This is a genomic window from Rhizobium sp. 3T7 (genome assembly GCF_020166565.1).
GTDB lineage: Bacteria > Pseudomonadota > Alphaproteobacteria > Rhizobiales > Rhizobiaceae > Rhizobium.
Genome location: NZ_JAIQXS010000006.1, coordinates 153,638 through 175,065 on the forward strand (window position 1 = coordinate 153,638; position 21,428 = coordinate 175,065).

Annotated in this window: 19 protein-coding genes and 1 riboswitch; of the genes, 8 read left to right on the forward strand and 11 right to left on the reverse strand. The window is 60.7% G+C overall.

Going from position 1 to position 21,428, the window contains the following annotated elements; genetic code table 11:
• Nucleotides 1-41 precede the first annotated feature (41 nt).
• Nucleotides 42-153, forward strand: a riboswitch (TPP riboswitch).
• 92 nt (nt 154-245) lie between these two features.
• The 6 genes from thiC to K9B32_RS11495 all read left to right on the forward strand — a co-directional run bounded on the left by thiC (nt 246) and on the right by K9B32_RS11495 (nt 6,078).
• On the forward strand, nt 246-2,072 hold the full coding sequence (gene thiC / locus K9B32_RS11470; RefSeq protein ID WP_224562001.1) for a phosphomethylpyrimidine synthase ThiC: 1,827 nt from the start codon (nt 246-248) through the stop codon (nt 2,070-2,072).
• 1 nt (nt 2,073) lies between these two features.
• Nucleotides 2,074-3,042, forward strand: a complete 969-nt coding sequence (thiO, locus tag K9B32_RS11475) for a glycine oxidase ThiO (protein WP_224562266.1) — start codon at nt 2,074-2,076, stop codon at nt 3,040-3,042.
• The gene (gene thiS, locus K9B32_RS11480) at nt 3,039-3,236 is read left to right on the forward strand and encodes a sulfur carrier protein ThiS (RefSeq protein ID WP_224562003.1); all 198 of its coding nucleotides are present in this window, start codon (nt 3,039-3,041) and stop codon (nt 3,234-3,236) included. Before thiO ends, thiS begins: the two co-directional genes overlap by 4 nt.
• A 2-nt stretch (nt 3,237-3,238) precedes the next feature.
• Nucleotides 3,239-4,012, forward strand: coding sequence for a thiazole synthase (locus tag K9B32_RS11485; RefSeq protein ID WP_224562005.1), 774 nt, complete (start codon nt 3,239-3,241; stop codon nt 4,010-4,012).
• Nucleotides 4,009-4,632, forward strand: coding sequence for a thiamine phosphate synthase (locus tag K9B32_RS11490; RefSeq protein ID WP_224562007.1), 624 nt, complete (start codon nt 4,009-4,011; stop codon nt 4,630-4,632). Before K9B32_RS11485 ends, K9B32_RS11490 begins: the two co-directional genes overlap by 4 nt.
• A 120-nt stretch (nt 4,633-4,752) precedes the next feature.
• On the forward strand, nt 4,753-6,078 hold the full coding sequence (locus K9B32_RS11495; protein WP_224562013.1) for a glucoamylase family protein: 1,326 nt from the start codon (nt 4,753-4,755) through the stop codon (nt 6,076-6,078).
• Here K9B32_RS11495 and K9B32_RS11500 read toward each other — a convergent pair whose 3' ends face one another.
• The 6 genes from K9B32_RS11500 to K9B32_RS11525 all read right to left on the reverse strand — a co-directional run bounded on the left by K9B32_RS11500 (nt 6,079) and on the right by K9B32_RS11525 (nt 13,917).
• Nucleotides 6,079-7,119, reverse strand: coding sequence for an ABC transporter ATP-binding protein (locus K9B32_RS11500; RefSeq protein ID WP_224562015.1), 1,041 nt, complete (start codon nt 7,117-7,119; stop codon nt 6,079-6,081).
• Nucleotides 7,116-8,732 carry an ABC transporter permease gene (locus tag K9B32_RS11505; RefSeq protein ID WP_224562017.1) on the reverse strand — a complete coding sequence of 539 codons (1,617 nt, stop codon included), beginning with the start codon at nt 8,730-8,732 and terminating at the stop codon, nt 7,116-7,118. Before K9B32_RS11505 ends, K9B32_RS11500 begins: the two co-directional genes overlap by 4 nt.
• A gap of 113 nt (nt 8,733-8,845) precedes the next feature.
• Nucleotides 8,846-9,874, reverse strand: a complete 1,029-nt coding sequence (locus K9B32_RS11510) for an iron ABC transporter substrate-binding protein (RefSeq protein ID WP_224562019.1) — start codon at nt 9,872-9,874, stop codon at nt 8,846-8,848.
• Between the two features lie 142 nt (nt 9,875-10,016).
• Complete coding sequence (locus K9B32_RS11515; protein WP_224562022.1) at nt 10,017-11,006, reverse strand: Ldh family oxidoreductase; 990 nt, start codon at nt 11,004-11,006, stop codon at nt 10,017-10,019.
• Between the two features lie 71 nt (nt 11,007-11,077).
• Nucleotides 11,078-12,616 carry an aldehyde dehydrogenase family protein gene (locus K9B32_RS11520; protein WP_224562024.1) on the reverse strand — a complete coding sequence of 513 codons (1,539 nt, stop codon included), beginning with the start codon at nt 12,614-12,616 and terminating at the stop codon, nt 11,078-11,080.
• A gap of 17 nt (nt 12,617-12,633) precedes the next feature.
• Nucleotides 12,634-13,917, reverse strand: a complete 1,284-nt coding sequence (locus tag K9B32_RS11525; protein ID WP_224562025.1) for an NAD(P)/FAD-dependent oxidoreductase — start codon at nt 13,915-13,917, stop codon at nt 12,634-12,636.
• Nucleotides 13,918-14,135: 218 nt separating this feature from the next.
• Between K9B32_RS11525 and K9B32_RS11530 the strand changes: the two genes are divergently transcribed.
• Both K9B32_RS11530 and K9B32_RS11535 read left to right on the forward strand, forming a co-directional pair.
• Nucleotides 14,136-15,026: a LysR family transcriptional regulator gene (locus K9B32_RS11530; RefSeq protein ID WP_224562027.1), complete on the forward strand. Its 891-nt coding sequence runs from the start codon at nt 14,136-14,138 to the stop codon at nt 15,024-15,026.
• Nucleotides 15,027-15,098: 72 nt separating this feature from the next.
• Complete coding sequence (locus K9B32_RS11535; RefSeq protein WP_007794587.1) at nt 15,099-15,335, forward strand: Lrp/AsnC ligand binding domain-containing protein; 237 nt, start codon at nt 15,099-15,101, stop codon at nt 15,333-15,335.
• Between the two features lie 43 nt (nt 15,336-15,378).
• Here K9B32_RS11535 and K9B32_RS11540 read toward each other — a convergent pair whose 3' ends face one another.
• Genes K9B32_RS11540 through K9B32_RS11560 form a run of 5 tightly spaced genes read right to left on the reverse strand, consistent with a single transcriptional unit; the run spans nt 15,379 to nt 21,187 of the window.
• Nucleotides 15,379-17,853, reverse strand: a complete 2,475-nt coding sequence (locus tag K9B32_RS11540; protein ID WP_224562029.1) for a glycoside hydrolase family 2 protein — start codon at nt 17,851-17,853, stop codon at nt 15,379-15,381.
• Between the two features lie 16 nt (nt 17,854-17,869).
• On the reverse strand, nt 17,870-18,832 hold the full coding sequence (locus K9B32_RS11545; protein WP_224562032.1) for a DUF1839 family protein: 963 nt from the start codon (nt 18,830-18,832) through the stop codon (nt 17,870-17,872).
• Between the two features lie 8 nt (nt 18,833-18,840).
• Complete coding sequence (locus K9B32_RS11550; RefSeq protein ID WP_224562034.1) at nt 18,841-19,749, reverse strand: amino acid--[acyl-carrier-protein] ligase; 909 nt, start codon at nt 19,747-19,749, stop codon at nt 18,841-18,843.
• 4 nt (nt 19,750-19,753) lie between these two features.
• Nucleotides 19,754-20,935, reverse strand: a complete 1,182-nt coding sequence (locus tag K9B32_RS11555) for an acyl-CoA dehydrogenase family protein (protein WP_224562036.1) — start codon at nt 20,933-20,935, stop codon at nt 19,754-19,756.
• Nucleotides 20,936-21,187 carry an acyl carrier protein gene (locus tag K9B32_RS11560; protein ID WP_224562038.1) on the reverse strand — a complete coding sequence of 84 codons (252 nt, stop codon included), beginning with the start codon at nt 21,185-21,187 and terminating at the stop codon, nt 20,936-20,938.
• Nucleotides 21,188-21,428 lie beyond the last annotated feature (241 nt).

Below are 21,428 nucleotides of genomic sequence, written 5' to 3' on the forward strand. Positions count from 1 at the left end.
AAGTCGGCTTGACAGCTCTGCTGCTCTGGCTCTAACCTTTTCACATTCACCAGGGGGGTCCCGGCAAGGGGCTGAGATACTGCTATCGTGCGCAGTGACCCGTTGAACCTGATCCAGTTCATACTGGCGTAGGGACGGTGCAAGCGCTCGAAGGCATTGGATTCTCGCGTGGAATCGGTGTCGGCGTCTTTTCATCATTCCGGCTGAGGACTGGGTCTCCAAACCTAAAACTTGGAGCCTCAACCATGAATATTGCCGCAAAGAACATCACCCCGACCGTTACGACGGGCCCATTGCCGGCCTCTCGGAAAATCTACATCCCGGGGGAAATTCACGCCGACATCCGCGTGCCGATGCGCGAGATCAGCGTCCACCCGACATCAGGGGAACCGCCGGTCACGGTCTATGATTCCTCAGGGATCTATACGGTCGAAGGTGCTGACATCAGCATCGAGCAAGGGCTTCCGGAACCGCGCCGCAATTGGGTCCTCGCTCGCGGCGATGTCGAGGCCTATCAGGGCCGCCAGGTGCGCCCTGAGGATAACGGCTTTGCCAGTGGCGAACGGCTGACGCCGGAATTTCCTGCCAGGCGCCAGCCGCTCCGCGCAAAGGACGGCAAGGCCGTCACCCAGCTCGCCTATGCCCGCGCCGGCATCATCACGCCCGAGATGGAGTTCATCGCGATCCGCGAAAATCTCGGCCGCAAGGCACAGGCGGAAGCCATCACGCGCGATGGCGAGAGCTTCGGCGCTCGGATTCCGGATTACGTCACCCCGGAATTCGTCCGGCAGGAAGTGGCTGCCGGTCGTGCGATCATTCCCGCCAACATCAATCACCCCGAATCCGAACCGATGATCATCGGCCGGAACTTTCTGGTGAAGATCAACGCCAATATCGGCAACTCCGCCGTCACCTCTTCCATGGCCGAAGAGGTCGAGAAGATGGTCTGGGCGGCACGCTGGGGCGCCGATACCGTCATGGATCTTTCCACCGGCCGCAACATCCACAACATTCGCGAATGGATCATTCGCAACTCTCCACTGCCGATCGGCACCGTTCCCCTCTATCAGGCACTGGAGAAGGTCGAGGGCATTGCCGAGAACCTGACCTGGGAGGTCTATCGAGACACCCTCATCGAGCAGGCGGAACAGGGCGTCGACTATTTCACGATCCATGCCGGGGTGCGGCTTCACTACATCCCGCTGACCGTCAACCGCGTCACCGGCATCGTCTCGCGTGGCGGCTCGATCATGGCCAAGTGGTGTCTTCATCACCACCGCGAGAGCTTCCTCTATGAGCATTTTGAAGAGATTTGCGACATCTGCCGGGCCTATGACGTCTCGTTCTCGCTCGGCGACGGCCTGCGTCCGGGTTCGATTGCCGATGCCAACGACGCCGCGCAATTCGCCGAACTGGAAACCCTTGGCGAACTGACGAAGATCGCCTGGGCGAAGGACTGCCAGGTGATGATCGAAGGTCCCGGCCATGTGCCGATGCACAAGATCAAGGAAAACATGGATAAGCAGCTCGCCGTTTGCGGCGAGGCGCCGTTCTATACGCTGGGGCCGCTGACCACCGACATCGCACCGGGCTACGATCACATCACCTCCGGCATCGGTGCTGCTATGATCGGCTGGTTCGGGACGGCGATGCTGTGCTACGTCACCCCGAAGGAGCACCTGGGTCTACCCGACCGCAATGATGTCAAAACCGGTGTCATCACCTACAAGATCGCCGCTCATGCCGCCGATCTCGCCAAGGGACACCCGGCTGCTCAATTGCGCGACGACGCGCTGTCGCGCGCCCGCTTCGAATTCCGCTGGGAGGATCAGTTCAACCTGTCGCTGGATCCCGAGACAGCCCGCAGCTTCCACGACGAGACACTGCCGAAGGAAGCGCACAAGGTGGCGCACTTCTGCTCCATGTGCGGCCCGAAGTTCTGCTCGATGCGGATCTCGCACGACATCCGCGCCGAGGCGCAGAAAGAAGGGCTCGACGCCATGGCGGCGAAATACCGCGAGGGCGGCGATCTCTATATGCCGATCGACGCCACCCAAGGGTCGCGTGACTGAGATGCATGTCCTAGTCAAAGGGGCCGGCGTTGCCGGCCTTGCGGTCGCGCACGAACTCAGCCTTCGTGGTGTCGACGTCACCGTTGCGGATCCGAGCTCTAGCCAAGCAGCCTCCTGGCTCGCGGGCGGCATGCTCGCGCCCTGGTGTGAGCGTGAAAGCGGGGACGAAGCCGTCTTGCTGCGCGGCCGCGATGCCATAGACCGGTGGGACACGATGCTGCCGGGCGAGGTACACAGAAACGGAACGCTGGTCGTTGCTCCCGCGCGCGACCAAAACGAACTCGATCGCTTTGCCGGTCGCACCAGCGGCCATGAATGGTTGGGCGAAGAGCAAATCGCCGCGTTGGAGCCGGCTTTTGCTGGGCGATTCAGGCGGGCCCTGTTCTTCGCGCTGGAAGGACATCTCGATCCAAGGCGCGTGTTGGGCCTGCTGCGAGAAAAACTCCTCGCCCGGCGTGTCGCATTCATCGAGCACGTCACCGAACATACCGACTACGACGACATCGTGGACTGCACGGGCGCAGCACGAATCGGGCAAACGAGCGGACTTCGCGGCGTTCGCGGTGAAATGCTCTATCTGGAAACCCGCGAAGTTACCCTTGCCAGACCCGTTCGCCTGCTGCATCCCCGCTTCCCCGTTTATATCGTTCCGCGTGGAGATGGCCTCTTCATGGTGGGCGCCACCATGATCGAGACGGAGTTCGGCAGTCCGATCTCGGCGCGTTCGATGATGGAGCTGCTGAACGCCGCCTATGCAGTGCATCCCGCCTTCGCGGACGCTGCCGTCGTCGAAACCGGCGTCGGCATCCGGCCGGCATTTGCCGACAATTTTCCCCGCGTGGTCCTCGAGCATGATGCGGTCGTGCTCAACGGCCTCTATCGCCATGGCTTCCTGCTGGCGCCCGCAATGGCGCAGGACGCTGCGGACCTTGTCTTCTCCAGAACCGAACCAGGAGGAAATTGCCGATGAAACTGATCGTCAACGGCGAGCATCACGACCTCATTGCGCCAACACTGTCCGAGCTGCTGACGCTGCTGGAATACGAAGGCGACTGGCTGGCGACTGCCGTCAACGGCGAAATCGTCCACCGCGAGGATCGTGCCGACCACGCACTCAACGACAACGATCGGATCGAAATCCTGTCGCCGATGCAGGGGGGCTGACCATGCTTAGGCTTTACGACACCGAAGTCTCCTCTCGCCTGCTTCTCGGTACCGCACGATATCCCTCGCCCGCGATCCTTGCGGAGGCCGTCAAACGGTCGGGAACGGGGATCGTCACCGTCTCGCTCCGCCGTGAGACCGCTGGTGGACGAAGCGGCGGCGCCTTCTTCGAGATGATACGGGCGCTTGGTGTCCGGGTTCTGCCAAATACGGCTGGCTGCCATGGGGTCTCCGAAGCCGTGCTGACAGCCAAGATGGCGCGCGAGCTCTTCGGCACCAAGTGGATCAAGCTGGAGGTGATCGGCAATCACGACACGCTTCAGCCTGATGTTTTCGGTCTGGTAGAGGCCGCACGCATTCTTTCAGCCGAGGGCTTTCAGGTCTTTCCTTACACGACCGACGACCTCGTGGTGGCGGAGAAGCTGCTCGAAGCGGGTTGCCGCGTATTGATGCCTTGGTGTGCCCCAATCGGCAGTGCCGCGGGGCCGCTGAACCTCACGGCGCTGCGCTCCATGCGCGCACATTTCCCGGACGTTCCGCTCATCGTTGACGCCGGCATCGGTCGGCCATCGCACGCGGCAACCGTCATGGAGCTCGGCTTCGACGCCGTCCTCTTGAACACCGCCGTCGCCAGCGCGGGCGATCCGGTTGCCATGGCCAGTGCATTCGCCAAGGCGATCGAAGCGGGCCACGAGGCTTTCGGTGCCGGCATGCTAGAACCGCGCGATATCGCGGTTCCGTCGACACCGATCATCGGAAAGGCCGTATTCGCATGAAGCTCGATCCCTTTTATCTCATCGTCGATAGTGCCGAGTGGATTGCGCGGCTGGTGCCGCTCGGCGTCAAGCTTGTGCAACTACGGATCAAAAATAAAACAGCGGCCGAGCTGCGCGCCGAAATCCGAACAGCAAAGACAATTTGCGCCGTGCATGGCTGTCAGCTGATCATCAACGACTACTGGCAGCTTGCCGTCGAGGAAGGATGCGATTTCGTCCACCTCGGTCAGGAGGATCTGGAAGCGGCCAATCTCGGCGCCATTCGTGCCGCCGGCTTGAAGCTCGGGCTGTCAACCCACGACGATGCCGAACTCGATACAGCGATGGCGGCAAAGCCGGACTATATCGCACTCGGTCCGATCTATCCGACCATTCTCAAGCAGATGAAGTGGTCGCAGCAGGGGCCTGAGCGTCTGCGCATATGGAAGGAGCGCATCGGCAGCTTGGCCCTCGTCGCCATCGGCGGACTGAACGTCGATCGCATCGAGACCGTCTTCGCCCATGGCGCCGATTGTGCCGCCGTCGTTACTGACATCACGCTGAGCGCTGATCCGGAGGCGCGAACGAGGCAGTGGCTTCACGCCACGGCAGCCTGGCGGACAGTGTTTACCGGCGCATAACCACACGCAGCGGCCGAGATGGCGGCCCCGCGCGCTTTTGTCCCTCCAAGAATCATTGAATTGCACACGACGCTTCGCCATGTTGGTGCGGGGCTGAATAACAAGTTGGGCTTGGCACGTATGTTACAACGGACCGAGGAAACGGATGTAGCGCTGATCGACAGGCTTCAGCAAGGCGCATTCAATTATTTTCCGAAGCACTACAATCCCGACAACGGGCTGGTCGCGGACACGTCCGTCGCGGGTGTTCCCTGCAGCATCGCCGCGGTCGGCTTTTCCCTGTCGTCCTATCCCGTCGCTGTCGAGCGTGGCTGGATGCAGCGCTCCGACGCGATCGAGTACACGCTGAAGACGCTTTGCTTCTTTGCCAACGGTCACCAAGGTCGTGAGCGGCATGCGATCGGCTATCGTGGCTTCTTCTATCACTTCCTGCATATGGACACCGGCCATCGGGCCTGGAACAGCGAGCTGTCAACCATCGACACCACGCTTCTGGTTTCAGGCATGTTGACGGCCGCGGCCTATTTTGATCGCAATACCGAAGCCGAGACGGAGATCCGCAGGCTCGCAAATTTGGTTTACGAGAGAATCGACTGGCACTGGGCGCTGAACAAAGGCCAGACCATTTGCATGGGCTGGAAGCCGGGCAGTGGCTTCCTGCGCTGGCGCTGGCAGGGCTACGACGAAGCGATCCTGCTTTATACGCTGGCGCTGGCTTCCCCGACGCATCCGATCCCGACGTCGAGCTACGATGCCTTTACCGCAAGCTACTCCTGGATGCTGTTCGGCGACCAACCTTATGTCTATGCCGGCCCACTCTTCATTCACTTTTTCTCGCATGCCTGGATTGATTTCCGCGGAATCCAGGACAAGGCGATGGCCGATCGCAATTGGGATTATTTCCGCAACACCCAGGTATCGATTGCCGTGCAGCGGGACTACGCGGAGCGCAATCCCGGCCACTTCGTCGGCTACAACAAGGACATCTGGGGTCTATCCGCCTCAGATGGCCCGCCTCCGACGCGCAACATGCGTGGTGGTCGCCATCCGCGCGTGCTCGGCTATGCCGCGCGCGGCGCACCGCTCGGACCAGATGACGGCACGATCGCACCCTGGGCCGCACTCGCGTCGCTGCCGTATGACCGCCAGGCGTCGCTCGATGGCCTCCGCGCCCTGATGTCCACGTATCCGAACCTGCTCTACGAGGATCGTTTCCCCGGCGGGTTCAATCCGACCGTGAAGACCAAGCGACCGGAAGGCTGGGTGGACGATCGCTGCGTCGGCATCGATCAGGGACTCCTTGTGATGACGATCGAAAACGATCGGTCCGACTTCATCTGGGGCCTGATGCGACGGTCACCCGTTATCCGGCGCGGTCTCGAGCTGGCGGGCTTTAGCGGTGGCTGGCTGTCGGAAGACGAAGGCTCTGAACTGAAGATCGCCTGATCAGCGGCTTCCGAGAACGTGCGCTTTGCCGGCGATATCGAGACGAACACGATCTCCGCGCTCCGGAAGCGCCACGCTCGATGTCTTGATCATGATCGGCGGCAGGGCCACTCCCTCAAGCGACACGGCGACAGTGCAGGTCGCTCCACCGAATTCCACTTCGACGACACGTCCGCGATAAGTCTGCTCGCTTTCATCAGCAACGACCCTGATCTGTTCGGGCCGTAGCATGATCTCGACCTTGCCCTGGCGATCCCCGTCGACCGCCACGCGACCGAGCGCGCAGTCAGCAAAACCGTTGCGAACGATCGCCGGAAGCATCACGGCGTCGCCGAGGAACAGGGCTGTCTCCCGATCGAGGGGCTGCAGGTAAACCGATTGCGGCGACCCGGCCTGGATCAATCTGCCTTCCCGCAGGACGGCAACCTGATCTGCAAAGGAGAGTGCTTCCGCCTGATCATGAGTAACGAGGATCGTCGTGATACCTGCGGACTGAAGAACGCGCGCCACGGCCTTCCGCATATTCTCGCGCAGTCCTGTGTCGAGTGCCGAAAACGGTTCGTCGAGCAACATCAAGCGCGGCTTGCGGCCAAGTGCGCGGGCAAGGGCCACACGCTGCTGCTGGCCACCGGAAAGCTGGTGCGGCCGACGGCTGAGCATGTTGCGGTCAAGCTCGACCATATCAAGCAGGTCGATAATGCGTCGTTCGCGATCGGGCGCACCGCGCTCGAAGCCGAAGCCGATATTGTCGGCGACACTCAGATGCGGAAACAGCGCGCCGTCCTGTGACACGATACCGATGCCTCGTTTGTGTGCGGGCACCGCTACAGGACCGTCAGCCAGAAGCTCACGGTCGAGCGTCACGCGACCGCCGTCGGGTTGCTCGAAACCGGCGATGATGCGCAGCAGCGTCGTCTTGCCCGACCCTGAAGGCCCGACGACGGCAGTGCGGCTTCCGGCGGCAACATCGAGTGAAATATTCTGCAATGCCTGGACATGCCCGTAACGCTTGCTGATGCGATCGATCGTAAGCAGCGTCATTGTCCGGCAGTCCGTTTCGATTGGGCATAAAGAAGAAGCGTGAGCGGCAGCGATAACACGACCATCATGAATGCGTATGGCGCCGCCGCCACGTAATCGATCTCGCTAGTCAGCGACCAGAACCTCGTCGCAAGCGTCTCCACCCCATTCGGCGCCAGCATCAATGTCGCGGTGAGCTCATTGGTAATCCCGAGACCAACAAGCGCGACGCTGGCCGCCGCACCTGGCGCGGCCAACCGCATGGTGACCTGCCTCACTGCCTGGGCGGGCGTGCGGCCAAGGCCCATTGCGGCACGCTCCAGCTCCACGGGTGCCTGGGCGATACTGGCCCGGAGGCCCACCATGGCACGCGGCAGAAACAGCAGTATGTAAGCAACAATAAGGGTCACGAAGGTCTGATAGAGAGGCAGAACGAGACGGACCGTAATCGTCACGAGCGCGAGCGCCACGACCACACCCGGCAACGAGCCGACATAGTAGTGGCAGGCCTCGAGCAGGCGCTGGAGACGCCCCGGTGCGCGCACGGAGAGCCAGGCCATCGGTGCGGCAGCAATCGTCGCAAGCGCGCCGCCGGCGATAGCAAGAACGATAGTTTGCGCGAAAGCATTGCCGACCGTGTCGACAGGCCAGACCTCGAGCCCGCCGAGATAGAGCCACCGCACCAGCGTTACGAGAGGAACGCCGAGCGCCAGAGCCGCCAGCCCCACCTGAAGCACGATCGCCGGCACCACGAACCAGCCGAGCCGCCGGCGATCCGCAGGCCGCGCCGAGCCGGATCCGACCCGGGCATATCGCTCATTGCCGCGCAACAGGATTTCGAGACCCAGCAGAAACAGGCAGCAGCAGACAAGGACACCGCCCAGCATGTTGGCCGCGGGGCTGTTATAGGCGGATTGGAACTGGTCGACGATGGCGGTTGCGAAGGTGTCGAAACGGATCATCACGTAGAGACCGTATTCCGACAGCAGGTGCAGCGCGATCAGCAGCGAGCCGCCGCAGATGGCGAAGCGCAGCTGTGGCAGGATCGTACGGAAGAACAGACGCCAAGGCCCAAGGCCGAGGGAGGCGGCAGCATCCTCGATGGCGGGATCAAGCCGACGCAAGGCGGCGGCGACCGGGAGGTAGAGAAACGGAAAATAGGCGAGCACGGAAACAAAGACGCCGCTCTGCAGGCCGCGCATGCCGGGAAAGAGGCTGATCCAGGCGTAACTATGGACGAAGGCCGGCACCGCGAGCGGCGCAACCGCCAGCCACGACCACAGCCGGGCGAAGGGTATGTCCGTCCGTTCGACCAGCCAGGCAAGCGTCACGGCAAGAGCGATCGACAGCGGAATGGTAAAGGCTTCCAACAGCACCGTGTTGACGAGCAATTCGCCGACGCGCGCGCGGAACACCAATTCCTTGACGGTCTGCCAGCCGACATCAAAGGTTATCCAGCCGATGAAGCCAAGCGGCACCAGGCTGAACAGCGCCACGACGGAGGCAAAGAGGATGACGGCAGCGTGGGGCAGATGCGCCCGCAGCCGATCTATTCCCGCCACCGGCCGCGCCATCGGCCTTTCATGGCCGGGAACAAGCAATCTGTTGTCCTGCAGCAAGGCCGCCGCCTTCATACGCTGAAAAAGGAAGGCAACCGCCTATGAAAGGCGGTTGCCGATTTCGTCATGCCCTACGTTTTTCTTGAGCCAAAAGCAACAGTTTTGACCCGCAGGGGCCTGCGAAAGAATTAGATGATGCCCGCGGCCGTCATCAGTTCCGTCACCTTCTTGCTGTTCAGCTTGGCCGCATCAACCTTCGGTGCATCGAGATCAGCCAGTGGGACGAGCTTGTCGTTCGAAGCGGCATCCTTACCGATGGCATATTCGTAGGACGTACCGCTCTTCAAGATGTCTTGGCCGGGCTTGCCGGTCACGAACCTCAGGAAGGCCTGAGCTTCCTTGGCATGCTGGCTCGACTTCAGAACGCCGCCGCCGGAAACGCTGACGAATGCACCCGGATCCTGGTTCTTGAAGTAGTGCAGCGCAACGTTCTTGCTGTTTTCACCGGTCTTCGCCTGATCGCCGAACCAGTAATAGTGATAGATCACCGCACCCTCGACTTCGCCGGCATTGACCGCCTTCATGGCGACGCTGTTGCCCTTGTACGGAGTGGAATTTTCCTTGAGCGCCTTGAGCCACGCCGCCGTTGCTTCCTCGCCCTTGAGTTCGAGCAAAGCGCTGACGATCGCCTGGAAGTCAGCGCCGGCCGGCGAAGCGCCCCAACGACCCTTCCAGGCCGGATCCGCAAGGTCGAGCAGCGACTTCGGCAGCTTGTCTTCAGTCAACTTCGTCTTGTCATAGACAAAAACGGTCGAACGGGCGGCAATGCCGGTCCACGTGCCGTCAGACGGACGATACTGCTCGGGAACCTGGTCTAGCGTTTCCTTGTCGACCGGCGCAAAGAGGCCGGCGGCATCGACCAGCGTCATGGCCGGAGAGTTCTCTGTCAGGAAAACGTCGGCCGGCGACGCATCGCCTTCCTGGATGATCTGGTTGGCGAGCTGCATGTCGCCGCCCTGGCGCATCGTTACCTTGATGCCGGTTGCCTTGGTGAATGCATCGATCCACTCGCGCCCGAGGCTCTCATGCTGAGCGTTGTAGACGACAATGCCTTCGGATTCCTGCGCCACAGCGGCGCCGGTGGCGAGCGAAGTTGCGGCAACAAGCGACGCAGCAAGCGCCAGCGCGCCGGAAACGCGATTAAGGGAAGTTTTCATGAAGCCCTCCATGGTGTTGCACCCGAGATCCCCGAGGTGATGGGAGCCCGTATATTTTTGTTGATTTGGCATTTCAAGTTTTAGAGATGATTCAGGGATCACAAATACTTGAAATTGTTCGTCAACTTTAGAATCGTTCTAGCTAGAGCGAATAGATGGTGGCAACAACTTCATCCTCGACCTCGAGGCCGCTTTCCAGTGCCTGTCTACGAACCGTTTGGCCGCGACGCCCGGGGAGCCGCACGCCGGGGTCGGACGAAATCTCGTCCACCAACCTGGCCAACCTTTCCGCCACGCCACTTCCACCGCTAGCGGCCGGGTTGATGACAACAAGCATCTGCCCAAGACCGGGCGCTGAACCCTTGTCGTCAAAAAGCGAGGAGGACTCGAAGGAGAAATTGGCCCCGGTCAGTGCGCCGGCAAGGAATTCGACCATCATTGCTAAGGCCGCACCTTTGGCCTCTCCAGATGGGGCCATCGTCCCCTCGAGTGCGGCAAGGGCATCCGTCGTCGGCTGACCGTTCCGGTCAAAAGCCCAATCTGCAGGGATATCAACGCCTTTCTGGCGTGCGGCCATCACTTTGCCACGGGCGACGCGCGAGAGCGCGAGATCAATGACGAGAGGGTCAGTCTTCGGGATCGGCGCGGCGAATGCGATGGGATTCGTTCCAAAGACGGGTTTCCGCCCGCCCCAGGCCGCCATGGAGGCGGTGGCGTTGGCAACCATCAGAGCGACAAACCCCATTTCCGCAAACCGCTCGACGGTCAGCGCAAGAACGCCGGCGTGGTGCGAACGGTGAACTGCCGCCAAGGCAATGCCCTGCTCCCTGATAATCTCCGGAAGAACCGAGGCGGCGAGATCAAACGCAGGATAGGCATAGCCGTGGCAGGCATCGATCCGCACAACCGCAGGAAACAGTCGTTCGAGCTGCGGCTTGGCAAATCCATCGACCTTGCCTGCCCTCGCCTGCTTTGCGTAAGCCTCGACGCGGCGCAGGCCATGACCTCCCTGTCCAGCCGCTTCGGCAGCAACAAGCGCCCTGGCGACCGAGCGCGCATTTGCCTCGTCCACGCGATTGCGCGTCAGGGCATCGATAACCAGCGTTTCCGCCGCAGCCAAAGTCAAATGCATGGCGACCTGCAAAAAAGAAAGGGGTGATGACGTGTTATGTCATCGCCCTTCCAGCTGCAATCCAGCAGCAATCATTCAACGTCAAACTTCACGCCCTGTGCGAGCGGCAATGTCTTGCCGTAATTGACCGTGTTCGTCGCCCTGCGCATGTAGGCTTTCCAGGCGTCCGAGCCGGATTCGCGGCCACCGCCGGTTTCCTTCTCGCCGCCGAACGCACCACCGATTTCGGCTCCGGACGGACCGAGGTTGATATTGGCAATTCCGCAATCCGAACCCCGAGCCGAAACGAAGGTCTCGGCTTCGCGCATGTCATTCGTGAAGATCGAAGAAGAAAGCCCCTGCGGCACGGCGTTGTGCAGTTCCAATACCTGATCGAAATCCGTGTACTTCATGACGTAGAGGATCGGCGCAAACGTCTCATGCTCGACAGGGCCAGTCTGTGAGGGCATTTCAACGAGCGCCGGGCGGACATAGAAGGCGTCTCCCTCACCGTTTTCGACGCGCTCACCCCCGGTGACCTTGCCGCCAGCCGCCTTCGCCTGTTCCAATGCGGACTGCATCTTGCTGAATGCCTGCTTGTCGATCAGCGGCCCGACGAGCGTACCGGCCTCCAGCGGGTTGCCAATCGACACCGAGCCATAGGCCTTCTGCAGACGCGGAACGAGCTTGTCATAGACGCTCTCGTGAACGAACAGGCGGCGCAATGTCGTGCAGCGCTGGCCGGCCGTGCCCATGGCAGAAAAGGCAATGCCACGCAGCGTCAGATCAAGGTCGGCCGTTGGGCAGATGATCGCGGCATTGTTGCCGCCGAGCTCTAGGATCGACCGCGCGAAACGCTGCGACAGGCGTGGACCGACAGCGCGGCCCATGGTCGTCGAGCCGGTCGCGGAGACGAGTGGCACCTTGGGATGGTCGACGAGGACTTCCCCGACATCGCGACCGCCGATGAGCAAGGTCGAGAGGTTGGCAGGCGCGACACCGCCTTCGGCAATGAACCGCTTCAGCGCCCTTTCAAAAAGCGCTTGAACGGCAAGCGCCGTCAGCGGTGTCTTCTCCGATGGCTTCCAGACCGTCGAGTTACCGCAGACAAGCGCCAGCGCCGCGTTCCAGGACCAGACGGCGACCGGGAAATTGAAGGCCGAGATGATGCCGACAACACCAAGCGGATGCCAGCTTTCCATCATTCGGTGTTCGGAGCGCTCGGTGGCAATGGTTAGACCATAAAGCTGGCGTGACAGGCCGACGGCAAAGTCGCAAATGTCGATCATTTCCTGGACTTCGCCGAGCCCTTCGGACGTGATCTTGCCAACCTCTATCGAGACAAGCCGCCCGAGAGCGTTCTTCGCAACGCGAAGCTCTTCGCCGAGCAGGCGCACGAGTTCGCCGCGCTTCGGAGCTGGAACGGCCCGCCAATCGAGGAACGCCTTGTGGGCGGCCTCAATCTGAGCCTTTGCCTCGGAAGCCGAATGCTCCTTCAGCGCCCCGATCTCCTTGCCAGTGACCGGAGAGGTCACACGGAGCGTGCCGCCCGTATAGCGGTGGGCACCGACGCCCAATTCTGTGAGCAGTCTTTTCGTCTCGGTGGCGAGATCAAGTGCAGAAATGGTCATGGGTTCAACCTCGTTTCTCAAAAGCGGGCGTCGGCGAAATGGGCCACTTGCGCGCCGGCTTCGTACCACATTTCCTTCACGGCGCGGAATCTCGGCTCGGACGGCGCCGTCAACGGCAATGGCAAGTCTGCTTCCGTCGTCTGTTCCAGGATCAGCTGGGCAAGCGTGCGGCCGAAGACGGTGCCGGGGGCGATACCGCGACCATTATAGCCGGAGAAGCCCACAACATTCGGCGCGAACCTGTGGAATCGGGGCAGCGCATTGTCGGTCATCCCGATCTTGCCATACCACTCGCATTCGAACTCGACATCGCCAAGCTGCGGAAACAGCTTCTTCAAAGACCGTTTGGCCCAGGCCGTATGGATCCCAAACCCGGTATTGCGCAGAGCACCAACGCTGCCGAAGACAAGACGTCCGGCCTGATCCATGCGGTAGGACGACAGGATTTCCTTCGTATCCCAAACGCCTTCGCGCCCGGCAAGAATCGAACCGCGCAGGTTGTCGCTGAGGGGCCGGGTGGCCAGATTGAAATAGGGTAGGTGCACCTGCTCGTTGCGCACCGCTTCCCAGGGGCCTGTACTATAGGCGTCGGTCGCCACGATGATCCAGTCGGCCGTCACCTCGCCTTTGGTGGTCCTTACGGTCCAGCGATTGCCTTTCCGCTCGGTGGCGGTGACGGGACTCGACGTGTGGATTGAAACGCCAGCCTTGACCGCCGCATGCGCAAGGCCGCGCGCGTAAGCGAGCGGCTGCAGCGTGCCTGCGCGCATGTCGAGCAACGATCCTGTATAGGCACTGCTGCCGACGCGCTTAGCCGTCTCCGCCGCGTCGAGCAACGTCACCGGCGCTCCGCGCGCCGCCCATTGCCGCGCGCGGTCCTCGATCTCCTTCAGGCCACTCGCGCCAACGGCGACATGAAGCGTACCGTTCCGCTCGAGCTCGCAGGCAATACCGTGCTTGTCGATCAGCTCCATCACCAGCCCTGGTGCGTTGCCCAACAGGTCGAGCAAACGCTCGCCGTAAACAGAGCCGAGAACACCGGGAAGGTCGTCAGGCATCACCCACATGCCGGCGTTGATCAAGCCTACGTTGCGGCCCGCGCCGCCGAAGCCGATCTCCGCAGCTTCCAAAAGCACGACCTTTGAGCCCGCCTCGGCCAGATGGAGACTTGAGGAAAGCCCCGTATAGCCTCCGCCCACGACCACAACATCGGCGCTCACCGTGCCCACGAGCGAGGACGTCACGGGCGGCTGAGGAGCGGTTTTTTCCCAAAGACCGTGGGAACGGGGATCGTTGAGCATCGAAAATCCATCCATTAGACTAATGCGGCATTCTAGCGCCGCGCGATTGCTAGTAAAACCGCTGATCAGGCTAACGATCGCAGCCCGGGACGGCGAGCCCAGCAGATCGATTGCGTTTCCAGTTCATTCCGATTCTGTCAGATGGATTACTTTACAAAGCCAGATAGACCGTAAATATCGACATTTAGGAAATAGCTTATTCTGAAATGGAATGATGGATGCTGCCATCGCGACGCTTTCTGCCGTCGACATCCCTGCTTGTCGCATTCGAATCCGTCTCCCGCACCGGCAGTGTGACGGCAGCCGCTCGTGAGCTCGACCTCACCCAGAGCGCCGTCAGCCGCCAAATCAAGGCGCTGGAAGAGCAACTCGGCGTCGAGCTGTTCGTGCGGGAGCGCCAGACCGTGCGGTTAACCCTCGCCGGTGACGCCTATGCGCGCGAGATCCGCGAGGCACTGCGACGCATTTCGAGCGCGTCGCTGAACCTCCGCGCCAATCCGCATGGCGGTACGCTCAATCTGGCCATTCTTCCGACGTTCGGGACGCGATGGCTGGCACCCCGGCTGGGAAGCTTCCTCGCCGCCAATCCGGGGGTGACGATCAATCTCGTCACCCGGCTGTCGCCCTTTGACTTCCGGCTCGATTCGATCGACGCGGCCATTCACTTCGGTCATCCGCATTGGCCTGGCGCAGAGCTGACATTTCTGATGTCGGAGAAGACCGTCCCGGCCTGCAGTCCCGAGTTCCGCAGCCGGCACGCGATCAGCACGGCCCAAGATTTGCTCGACGTTCCACTGCTGCATCTGACGACGCGGCCGGATGCCTGGGAGCGCTGGTTCGCCGACAATGGCGTGAATTTTCAGACCGTACACGGCATGCTCTTCGACCAGTTCGCGACCGCCGCCCAAGCGGCGATGGCGGGTCTCGGCGTTGCGCTGCTGCCGACCTTTCTCATCTACGACGAGCTGAAGCGCGGCGACCTGATTGCAGCCGTCGATCGCGAAATGGAAAGCAGCGAGCGCTACTATCTTGCCTATCCGACAGAACGGGCCGACTACGCGCCTTTGGAAGCATTTCGCCGCTGGATCGTTCGAGAAGCCGCCATCTAACGGAACAGCTTGCGCCGACATGGCGCTTTCGATCATTATGCGCCGAACCAGAATATGATGCAGGAAACTTCGATGAAGCCAATTTTCGTTCAGCTCCAATGCGCACCCGGCAAGACCTACGAGGTCGCCGACGCCATTTACCAGACAGAGCGCGCGTCGGAACTCTATTCGACCAGCGGCGACTATGATCTTCTGCTCAAGGTCTACATCGAAGAAGGGCAGGATATTGGCAAGTTCATCAATGATAACATCGCCAACATACCTGGCATCGTGCGTTCGCTGACAACGCTAACCTTCAAGGCCTTCTGAGCGATATTTCAGACGCCTGCCGATGCCGCAATGGGTTGGGGCTCTAAAATGAGACGGCTCGCGAGTTGCCAAGGCTTGTTACCTCGCCGGAAGGAGCATCCCCATCCGCCGACCCCGATAGCGGAAGCAACCGGACGCGTTTGGCGCCGCCGGGGGCAAGATGAAACCAGTCGTCGTCCGGTCGATAGCCATCGACACTGACGTGGACGGACTGCGCGAACCTGTCGACTGCGATATCGAGGCCCCACGCATTGTCCTGTCGCGTCACCGCCACCTGGATTTCGGCATCGTGGAAAGCCTTCGAGCGCCCCAACGGAAAATGGAAGGCGTCGGCGACCACAGGACCACCATCCGGCAGACGCAAGCGAGCAACGGTGACGTCGTGAGAGGGTGGGCCGAAGCGGAAGGCGTAGGTCGTGTCGAAAAATGCGCCAAAGAGGTCGGTGGCGGCAAAGGTCTCGCGACTTCTCGGCGCCAAAGTCAGAATGCGACCACCGCTGACGGCATGCTGCCTGCCGTGCCGCAGGCAAACAAGCTCGAGATCAAGCTGGAGAGCGTTCTCGGTCTCGTTCAACACGTGAATATCGAGGCCGTTCGTCCCTTCGTCGGTGACGACAACCTGTACTGGCCGGAACGCGCGGCGTAGCGCGTACCAGACGGGCTTCGGCTCGCCGGTTGAATCGACCACACCCCAACCGGCACCAGGCATCAGATCCTGCAGGGTCCAGACCAATGCGCCGTTGCATGTCGACCCATTGCGGCGCCATTCTGCGAAGGTTGCTTCCACAACTTCGCCCGTAACGACGCGGGAAAGATCGAGGTACCGCTCGCGATCTTCACGACGAAGCCGCGCCGGATCCTCGCGATAGAGTTCTGCCAGATAGAAATCCCTTACGTCCTCGAAATCCCATGACGCGCCGCGGTCGCGGGGAACACGCGATTTCCATAGCGGACTGTGGACCGGCGGAACATCCAGATGGCGTTGCAGCGTTCGCTGCTGTGGCACATGAGCGAAAGCCAGGCTCTCGGCCGCGAAGCGAACATTGGCTCGGCGCGCGTCGTCAAGCGGTCGCATATAGGCGCCGACGCCGTAGTAATGGGTAACGCCCGTGTTCGCAGAAAACGGCATCGCGCCGCCCGAAGGTGAATTTGGCACATACGGGACGTCGGGCCGCATGCGTCCGGCAATCGCCGGAATAATCTCCTCCGTGATCGGACCAGCCCAATATTCACGCGGCAATCCAAGCATCGCCGCCTGCTGGTAGATTTCGCTGCCGCCGCACAATACCGCGAGCGACGGGCATCCCTGGACGGCCTGCAGGAGTTCCTCAACCTCCGCGTGGACATGCGCCGTCAGAGCTTTGTCGTTCTTCGGATAGTCGAAATTGGCGAACATGAAGTCCTGCCAGACAAGCAGGCCGAGTTCGTCACAGAGCTGAAAGAACTCCGGTGTCTCATAGGCCATCGTCCCGCCAATGCGGATCATGTTCATGCCCGCCTCCGCGGCCAGGCGCAAGAACGGCTCGTAGTTCGACCGGCCGCCCGGCAGCCGAACGATATCGGCGGTCGTCCAGACAGCACCACGGCAGAAGATGCTTTCGCCGTTTATCAACAGCGCAAAATCATCTCCGTGCGATCCGCGATCAACGTCGATCCGCCGAAAACCTGTTCGCCCTGCATGATGCGCAACGCCGTCTATGACAATCGAGTAATCATAAAGGTGAGGCGCACCGTGGGTGTGCGGCCACCAGAGATCGACGTCCTTCAACTTCAGGATTGCCGAGTAGTGGCTGTCTCCGATCCTTTCGAAGGCCTGCTCGATCTCTCCACAACGAAGCATCAAATCCGGATTGTCGACATTCGTGTGAAGCGAAACGCTCAACCGCCCGGTACCGTCCGCCTCAAGCACGGCACGGACAGTGACATTGTCGATCGAAACGACATCGCGGCGCACGAGCGTGACGGCACGCCACGGCCCAACCGCATGAATTTCAGGGCACCAGCCCGGCATCCGTCCAAGCAACGTCGTGCGAACGTTCTTCAAGCCTTGCGGCGTGATCATCTGCGGACGCCAGCGGGCGCGAGGGCCGGATTCGGCCAGCTTTGGCGCAAGGGCTCGGAAGCAAAGTGCCAACTCATCGCCGCCCGAGAGCGTCACCGGTATCTCGTGCATGGTGAACATGCTTTCCGACGACAGAATTTCCTGGCCATTGAGGAAGACATGACACAGCGTTGCCAACCCCTCGAAGCGCAGGATCGCGTCGCCGGGCTCCGCGTCAAAAAGCCGGCAGAGATACCACGCGTCGCGGGTATCGAGCGGCTCCGGATTCTCGCGATCGAAGCGCCCCGCCTTTTCCAAGGCCGCGGCGACAGTTCCCGGCACTTCGGCGGCGATGAATTGTGCGGATAAGGGAATGTCATGAGGGGTTGCGCAAGCGTCCGGCTCCGTCAGAACCAGATTCCAGCCTTCGGCGAGCAGAGTTTCCTCCGCGCCTACACTCGCCAACCGTCCCCGCATGCTTAGACTCCCGGCTTCACAAGCGCTCCTTGAGCGAAGCCATCATGGAATCCCATGCATCGGCTGCCGGATCAAGCGCTGTGCGCAGTGGATCATATTTCTTCCGCGTCACAGCCCGGGCGAGCTGGAACTGCACCGACTTTGCAATTTCGGAAATCCTGCGCGCATCAGCGATGGCGGACGAAAATTCATTGGTAGAGAGCCAAGCCAGATGATCACCGGCAAGTTCGAAATTGGCACCAAACTGGCGCAATGTGTTGAACGCGTACTTGTGAAAGAAACCAAACGGCCGCTCTGCGACCGCTTCCACCTGCTGCGGAAACACTTCGGCGAAGGCCCGAATAGGATTCGAGACCGGCCGGCGACCGAAGTGACGTTCAAGAAGTTTGCGCGCGGTGGTGCTGACATGCACAGCATCAGGAATAGGGGCGGGAAACTTTGCAAACTCCGTATATGGAAGGAACGAGGGATCTTGTGGCTTCACGTTGAGCTGGAACAGCCCATCGAAGTCTTCGCCCTCGAGCTGAAAGTAACCGCCGTTGTGAAAATACTCGATGCGCTTGCCGGCGAAGTCGAGCCTGTTGATTGCGACGGTGGTCTTGCCATGCTCGGTCCCGTAGGCAGTGCCCTGCGTATCGGGCATATAGAACGAATCCATCTCGATCAGGCAAAGACGCCCGCGTGCAATCTGCACCTCAACGTGCCGTTCGACGCGGTCGAAGATGGCAAGTTCGGTGACGCGGATGTCGTAGAGTGCCTCAAGATCCTCGAGGGGCACCTTGAAGAAGGTGAATTGATCGCCCTCGAAATCCTGGGTGAGCGTGAAGCCAAGCATCGCCTCCGGCGCAGCGCCGACGGCGTTCAGCACTTCGATCCAAAGGTCGACGTAGCAATTGGTTTCAGGCCACATGCGCTCGCTGGAGTGCAGCGGATGCGGCTGATAGCCGTCCGGGCGCACCCGTGGGAAGACGGCTCTCATCGTTTCGTTCAGCCCCACAGCGCTTGACGCACCTTGGAAGGCCAATGCTTGACCTCGAGTCCGTGGTGATGGAACAGCGCGAGCGCGATGCGTTCAAGCCCGAAGCCCACGCAGGCGGTATGCGCAACGCTGCCGTCTTCAAGATAAAGGCCCCATTTCGTGCCGAACGCATCCTGATGGTAGTTGAAGCTCATGCAGGCCGTCGGCTTAGCAACCGAGGTGATCGGAATGAGCAGCTCGAACTTCAGGTTCTGATCGCGCTGATTGTTAGCCAGCATTTTGCCGGCGCGGCCGAAGAACGGATCGTTCGCGACATCGATGGCCACATCGAGGCCGACCGCCTTCATCATTTCGACGCCGCGGTCCATCCAGCGTTGACGGAAATCCGTGACGTGCTCTTCGGTACCCATGCAAATAAATTCACGCATGCGGAAGAGCTGCTGGCGCGCGGGATCTTGCGAAGGCTCATGGCGGAAGCAGTAGGATTGCAGATCGAAGAGGCTGCCACTCATCGGCAGTTTGCCGCGGCGAGCAACAGCCGGATAGAGCGGATAGCATGCCGCAGGAGTCAACACGATGTCAGTCGCCTGCTGATCCTTCGTCCAGTCGTCACCCACTTCCATGCATTGAAGGAGGCTGACGTGGTCGAGCTCGCTGCCACAGAAACTGTGAACGGTGCCGGCGAGCTGCGGGAAGCTCTTCATGTAGCCGCTCTTCTCGAAGAAGGCGCGATTCATCCCGGGCGGAAAACGCATCGCTTCAGCGCCGTCGGCGCCGCCGAACTTGTCGATCAGGCGCTCGAAGGCGGCGATCACATCTTCGAATTGTCCGCTGCGCCCGTAAAGACCGTCAACGCCCGTATCGATCAGGAGGCCCGATTCAAAAAGCCTGTCTAAAAACGTTGTCTGCACGTCCATGTCGTCACCCCAATAGGCTAGTGTCCTGCTTGTGGACAAGAAGCATGCTCGACGTGTTGCCGAGGATGCGGTCGTTCGAGATCATGAGTTGTGCGGAGTGGGCATCGCGCAGATGTCGGCCGACGCTGAATGGCGTGCCATTCTTGTAGCCCATGATCCCGCAAATCAGCATCACGTGATTGACGATTTCGAGAATCGTTTCCGATGAGGCAATCTTCACGTTGTTCATCGTGACGGCAAAGCCCATCGAGGAAAGCTTGTCTGCGTCGCTCTTGGCATCCTCGTAGGCCTTCAGGCCGGCGACGACGTTCGAGCGAACCATTTGCAGCAAATTGGAGACCTCGGCCAATCGCAGGGCTCCGGGCGGTGGCGCCCCTGGTGACTTGCGCGCCGCAGCGCGCACGAACGCCTGCGCCCGTCCCACCGCATCGACGGCGATGCCATACCACACGCCGCTCCAAAGCAGGTGCGATGAAGCCAGCATGGATTGAGCCGCGATCTCCGCGAAGGGCTTCGGCAGAATTTGTCGAGCTGGGGCCTCGCCTTTGAAGAGGAAGCCATCCGAACACGTACCGCGCATGCCGAGCGTGTTCCACGCGTGGGTCTTTTCCAGAGCGTACTGCTCCTTGAGGAACACAGTCAGGACCTGATCGGAGGAAGCCGCATTTGCATGGGCGCGCGACGTAATCATGATCGCATCGGCGTAGGAGCCATAGGATATGACGGTCGCGTCTTTGTCGAGACGGCAACTATCACCCTCCACCTCGATCGCACAGATGCTATTCCTGAGATTGCCGCCAATGCCGCCCTCAGTCGTCGCCGATGCGATCAGCAATTGCTCGGCCGCCACGCGTTGCATGAAGGCCCGATGCCATTCGCTCTCGGCGCCGTGCTCGACAAGACTGCAGAGCTTGATGTGGTGCATGGCGAAGACCATGGCAGCCGCCGAACACGCCTGCGCAAGCATCGAGCACAGCTCGGCGATCTGTGCGATCGTCGCGCCTTCGCCCCCGAAATGGCGTGGGATCTGAATTCCGAGCAACCGCTCGGCCCTCATTGCCTCCACGGCTTCGTGCGGGAACCTCCCATCAAAATCGACGGAGTCCGCATGCTTTGCCGCAATCGCTGACACGCGGGCGACTCTGGAGGCAAGATCCTCTTCCGCGATTTTGACCGGAAAGTTCATTTAGGCGACCTTCCGGCTATCTTTGATCTGGTCGACAGTCTTCGCGATCGCCGCGATGCTGGCGAAGGACTTGCGATTCAAGAGATTGTCGGGAAACTCGATATCAAATGCCTCTTCGATGGCAAGCATAAGCTGCACGGAAGCGAAGGAAGTTAGGCCCACCGCATAGAGGTCGGCATCGTCGGCAACTTGGTCAACAGAGACGGGAAGCTTTCCGAATTTGACCAGGAGCTCACGGATCGTAGTATTCATTATGACTTCTCCAAGATGATCATATCTCGAGTGGCGAAACTGCCTTGTTCTCGGAATAGGCGTAGTCTGGAAAAGACAAAATTCTCCTAAATGACGTAGTTAAAGTGAGCTAAGCACCTCACCTAAATTCTTATAGGAGAAACGGGAGAACGTGGAACTTACGTTGGATCTCAATATCTTGCCTACGATTTATATTCTTGCGCCATGAAGAGGTCTCGCGACGCATTGTTCAAGAACAACA

Excerpts from the sequence above, each read along its gene's own strand:
- thiC (WP_224562001.1), top strand. The coding sequence starts at position 246 with ATGAATATTGCCGCAAAGAACATCACCCCGACCGTTACGACGGGCCCA.
- thiO (WP_224562266.1), top strand. The coding sequence starts at position 2,074 with ATGCATGTCCTAGTCAAAGGGGCCGGCGTTGCCGGCCTTGCGGTCGCG.
- thiS (WP_224562003.1), top strand. The coding sequence starts at position 3,039 with ATGAAACTGATCGTCAACGGCGAGCATCACGACCTCATTGCGCCAACA.
- K9B32_RS11485 (WP_224562005.1), top strand. The coding sequence starts at position 3,239 with ATGCTTAGGCTTTACGACACCGAAGTCTCCTCTCGCCTGCTTCTCGGT.
- K9B32_RS11490 (WP_224562007.1), top strand. The coding sequence starts at position 4,009 with ATGAAGCTCGATCCCTTTTATCTCATCGTCGATAGTGCCGAGTGGATT.
- K9B32_RS11495 (WP_224562013.1), top strand. The coding sequence starts at position 4,753 with ATGTTACAACGGACCGAGGAAACGGATGTAGCGCTGATCGACAGGCTT.
- K9B32_RS11500 (WP_224562015.1), bottom strand. The coding sequence starts at position 7,119 with ATGACGCTGCTTACGATCGATCGCATCAGCAAGCGTTACGGGCATGTC.
- K9B32_RS11505 (WP_224562017.1), bottom strand. The coding sequence starts at position 8,732 with ATGAAGGCGGCGGCCTTGCTGCAGGACAACAGATTGCTTGTTCCCGGC.
- K9B32_RS11510 (WP_224562019.1), bottom strand. The coding sequence starts at position 9,874 with ATGAAAACTTCCCTTAATCGCGTTTCCGGCGCGCTGGCGCTTGCTGCG.
- K9B32_RS11515 (WP_224562022.1), bottom strand. The coding sequence starts at position 11,006 with ATGCATTTGACTTTGGCTGCGGCGGAAACGCTGGTTATCGATGCCCTG.
- K9B32_RS11520 (WP_224562024.1), bottom strand. The coding sequence starts at position 12,616 with ATGACCATTTCTGCACTTGATCTCGCCACCGAGACGAAAAGACTGCTC.
- K9B32_RS11525 (WP_224562025.1), bottom strand. The coding sequence starts at position 13,917 with ATGCTCAACGATCCCCGTTCCCACGGTCTTTGGGAAAAAACCGCTCCT.
- K9B32_RS11530 (WP_224562027.1), top strand. The coding sequence starts at position 14,136 with ATGCTGCCATCGCGACGCTTTCTGCCGTCGACATCCCTGCTTGTCGCA.
- K9B32_RS11535 (WP_007794587.1), top strand. The coding sequence starts at position 15,099 with ATGAAGCCAATTTTCGTTCAGCTCCAATGCGCACCCGGCAAGACCTAC.
- K9B32_RS11540 (WP_224562029.1), bottom strand. The coding sequence starts at position 17,853 with ATGCGGGGACGGTTGGCGAGTGTAGGCGCGGAGGAAACTCTGCTCGCC.
- K9B32_RS11545 (WP_224562032.1), bottom strand. The coding sequence starts at position 18,832 with ATGAGAGCCGTCTTCCCACGGGTGCGCCCGGACGGCTATCAGCCGCAT.
- K9B32_RS11550 (WP_224562034.1), bottom strand. The coding sequence starts at position 19,749 with ATGGACGTGCAGACAACGTTTTTAGACAGGCTTTTTGAATCGGGCCTC.
- K9B32_RS11555 (WP_224562036.1), bottom strand. The coding sequence starts at position 20,935 with ATGAACTTTCCGGTCAAAATCGCGGAAGAGGATCTTGCCTCCAGAGTC.
- K9B32_RS11560 (WP_224562038.1), bottom strand. The coding sequence starts at position 21,187 with ATGAATACTACGATCCGTGAGCTCCTGGTCAAATTCGGAAAGCTTCCC.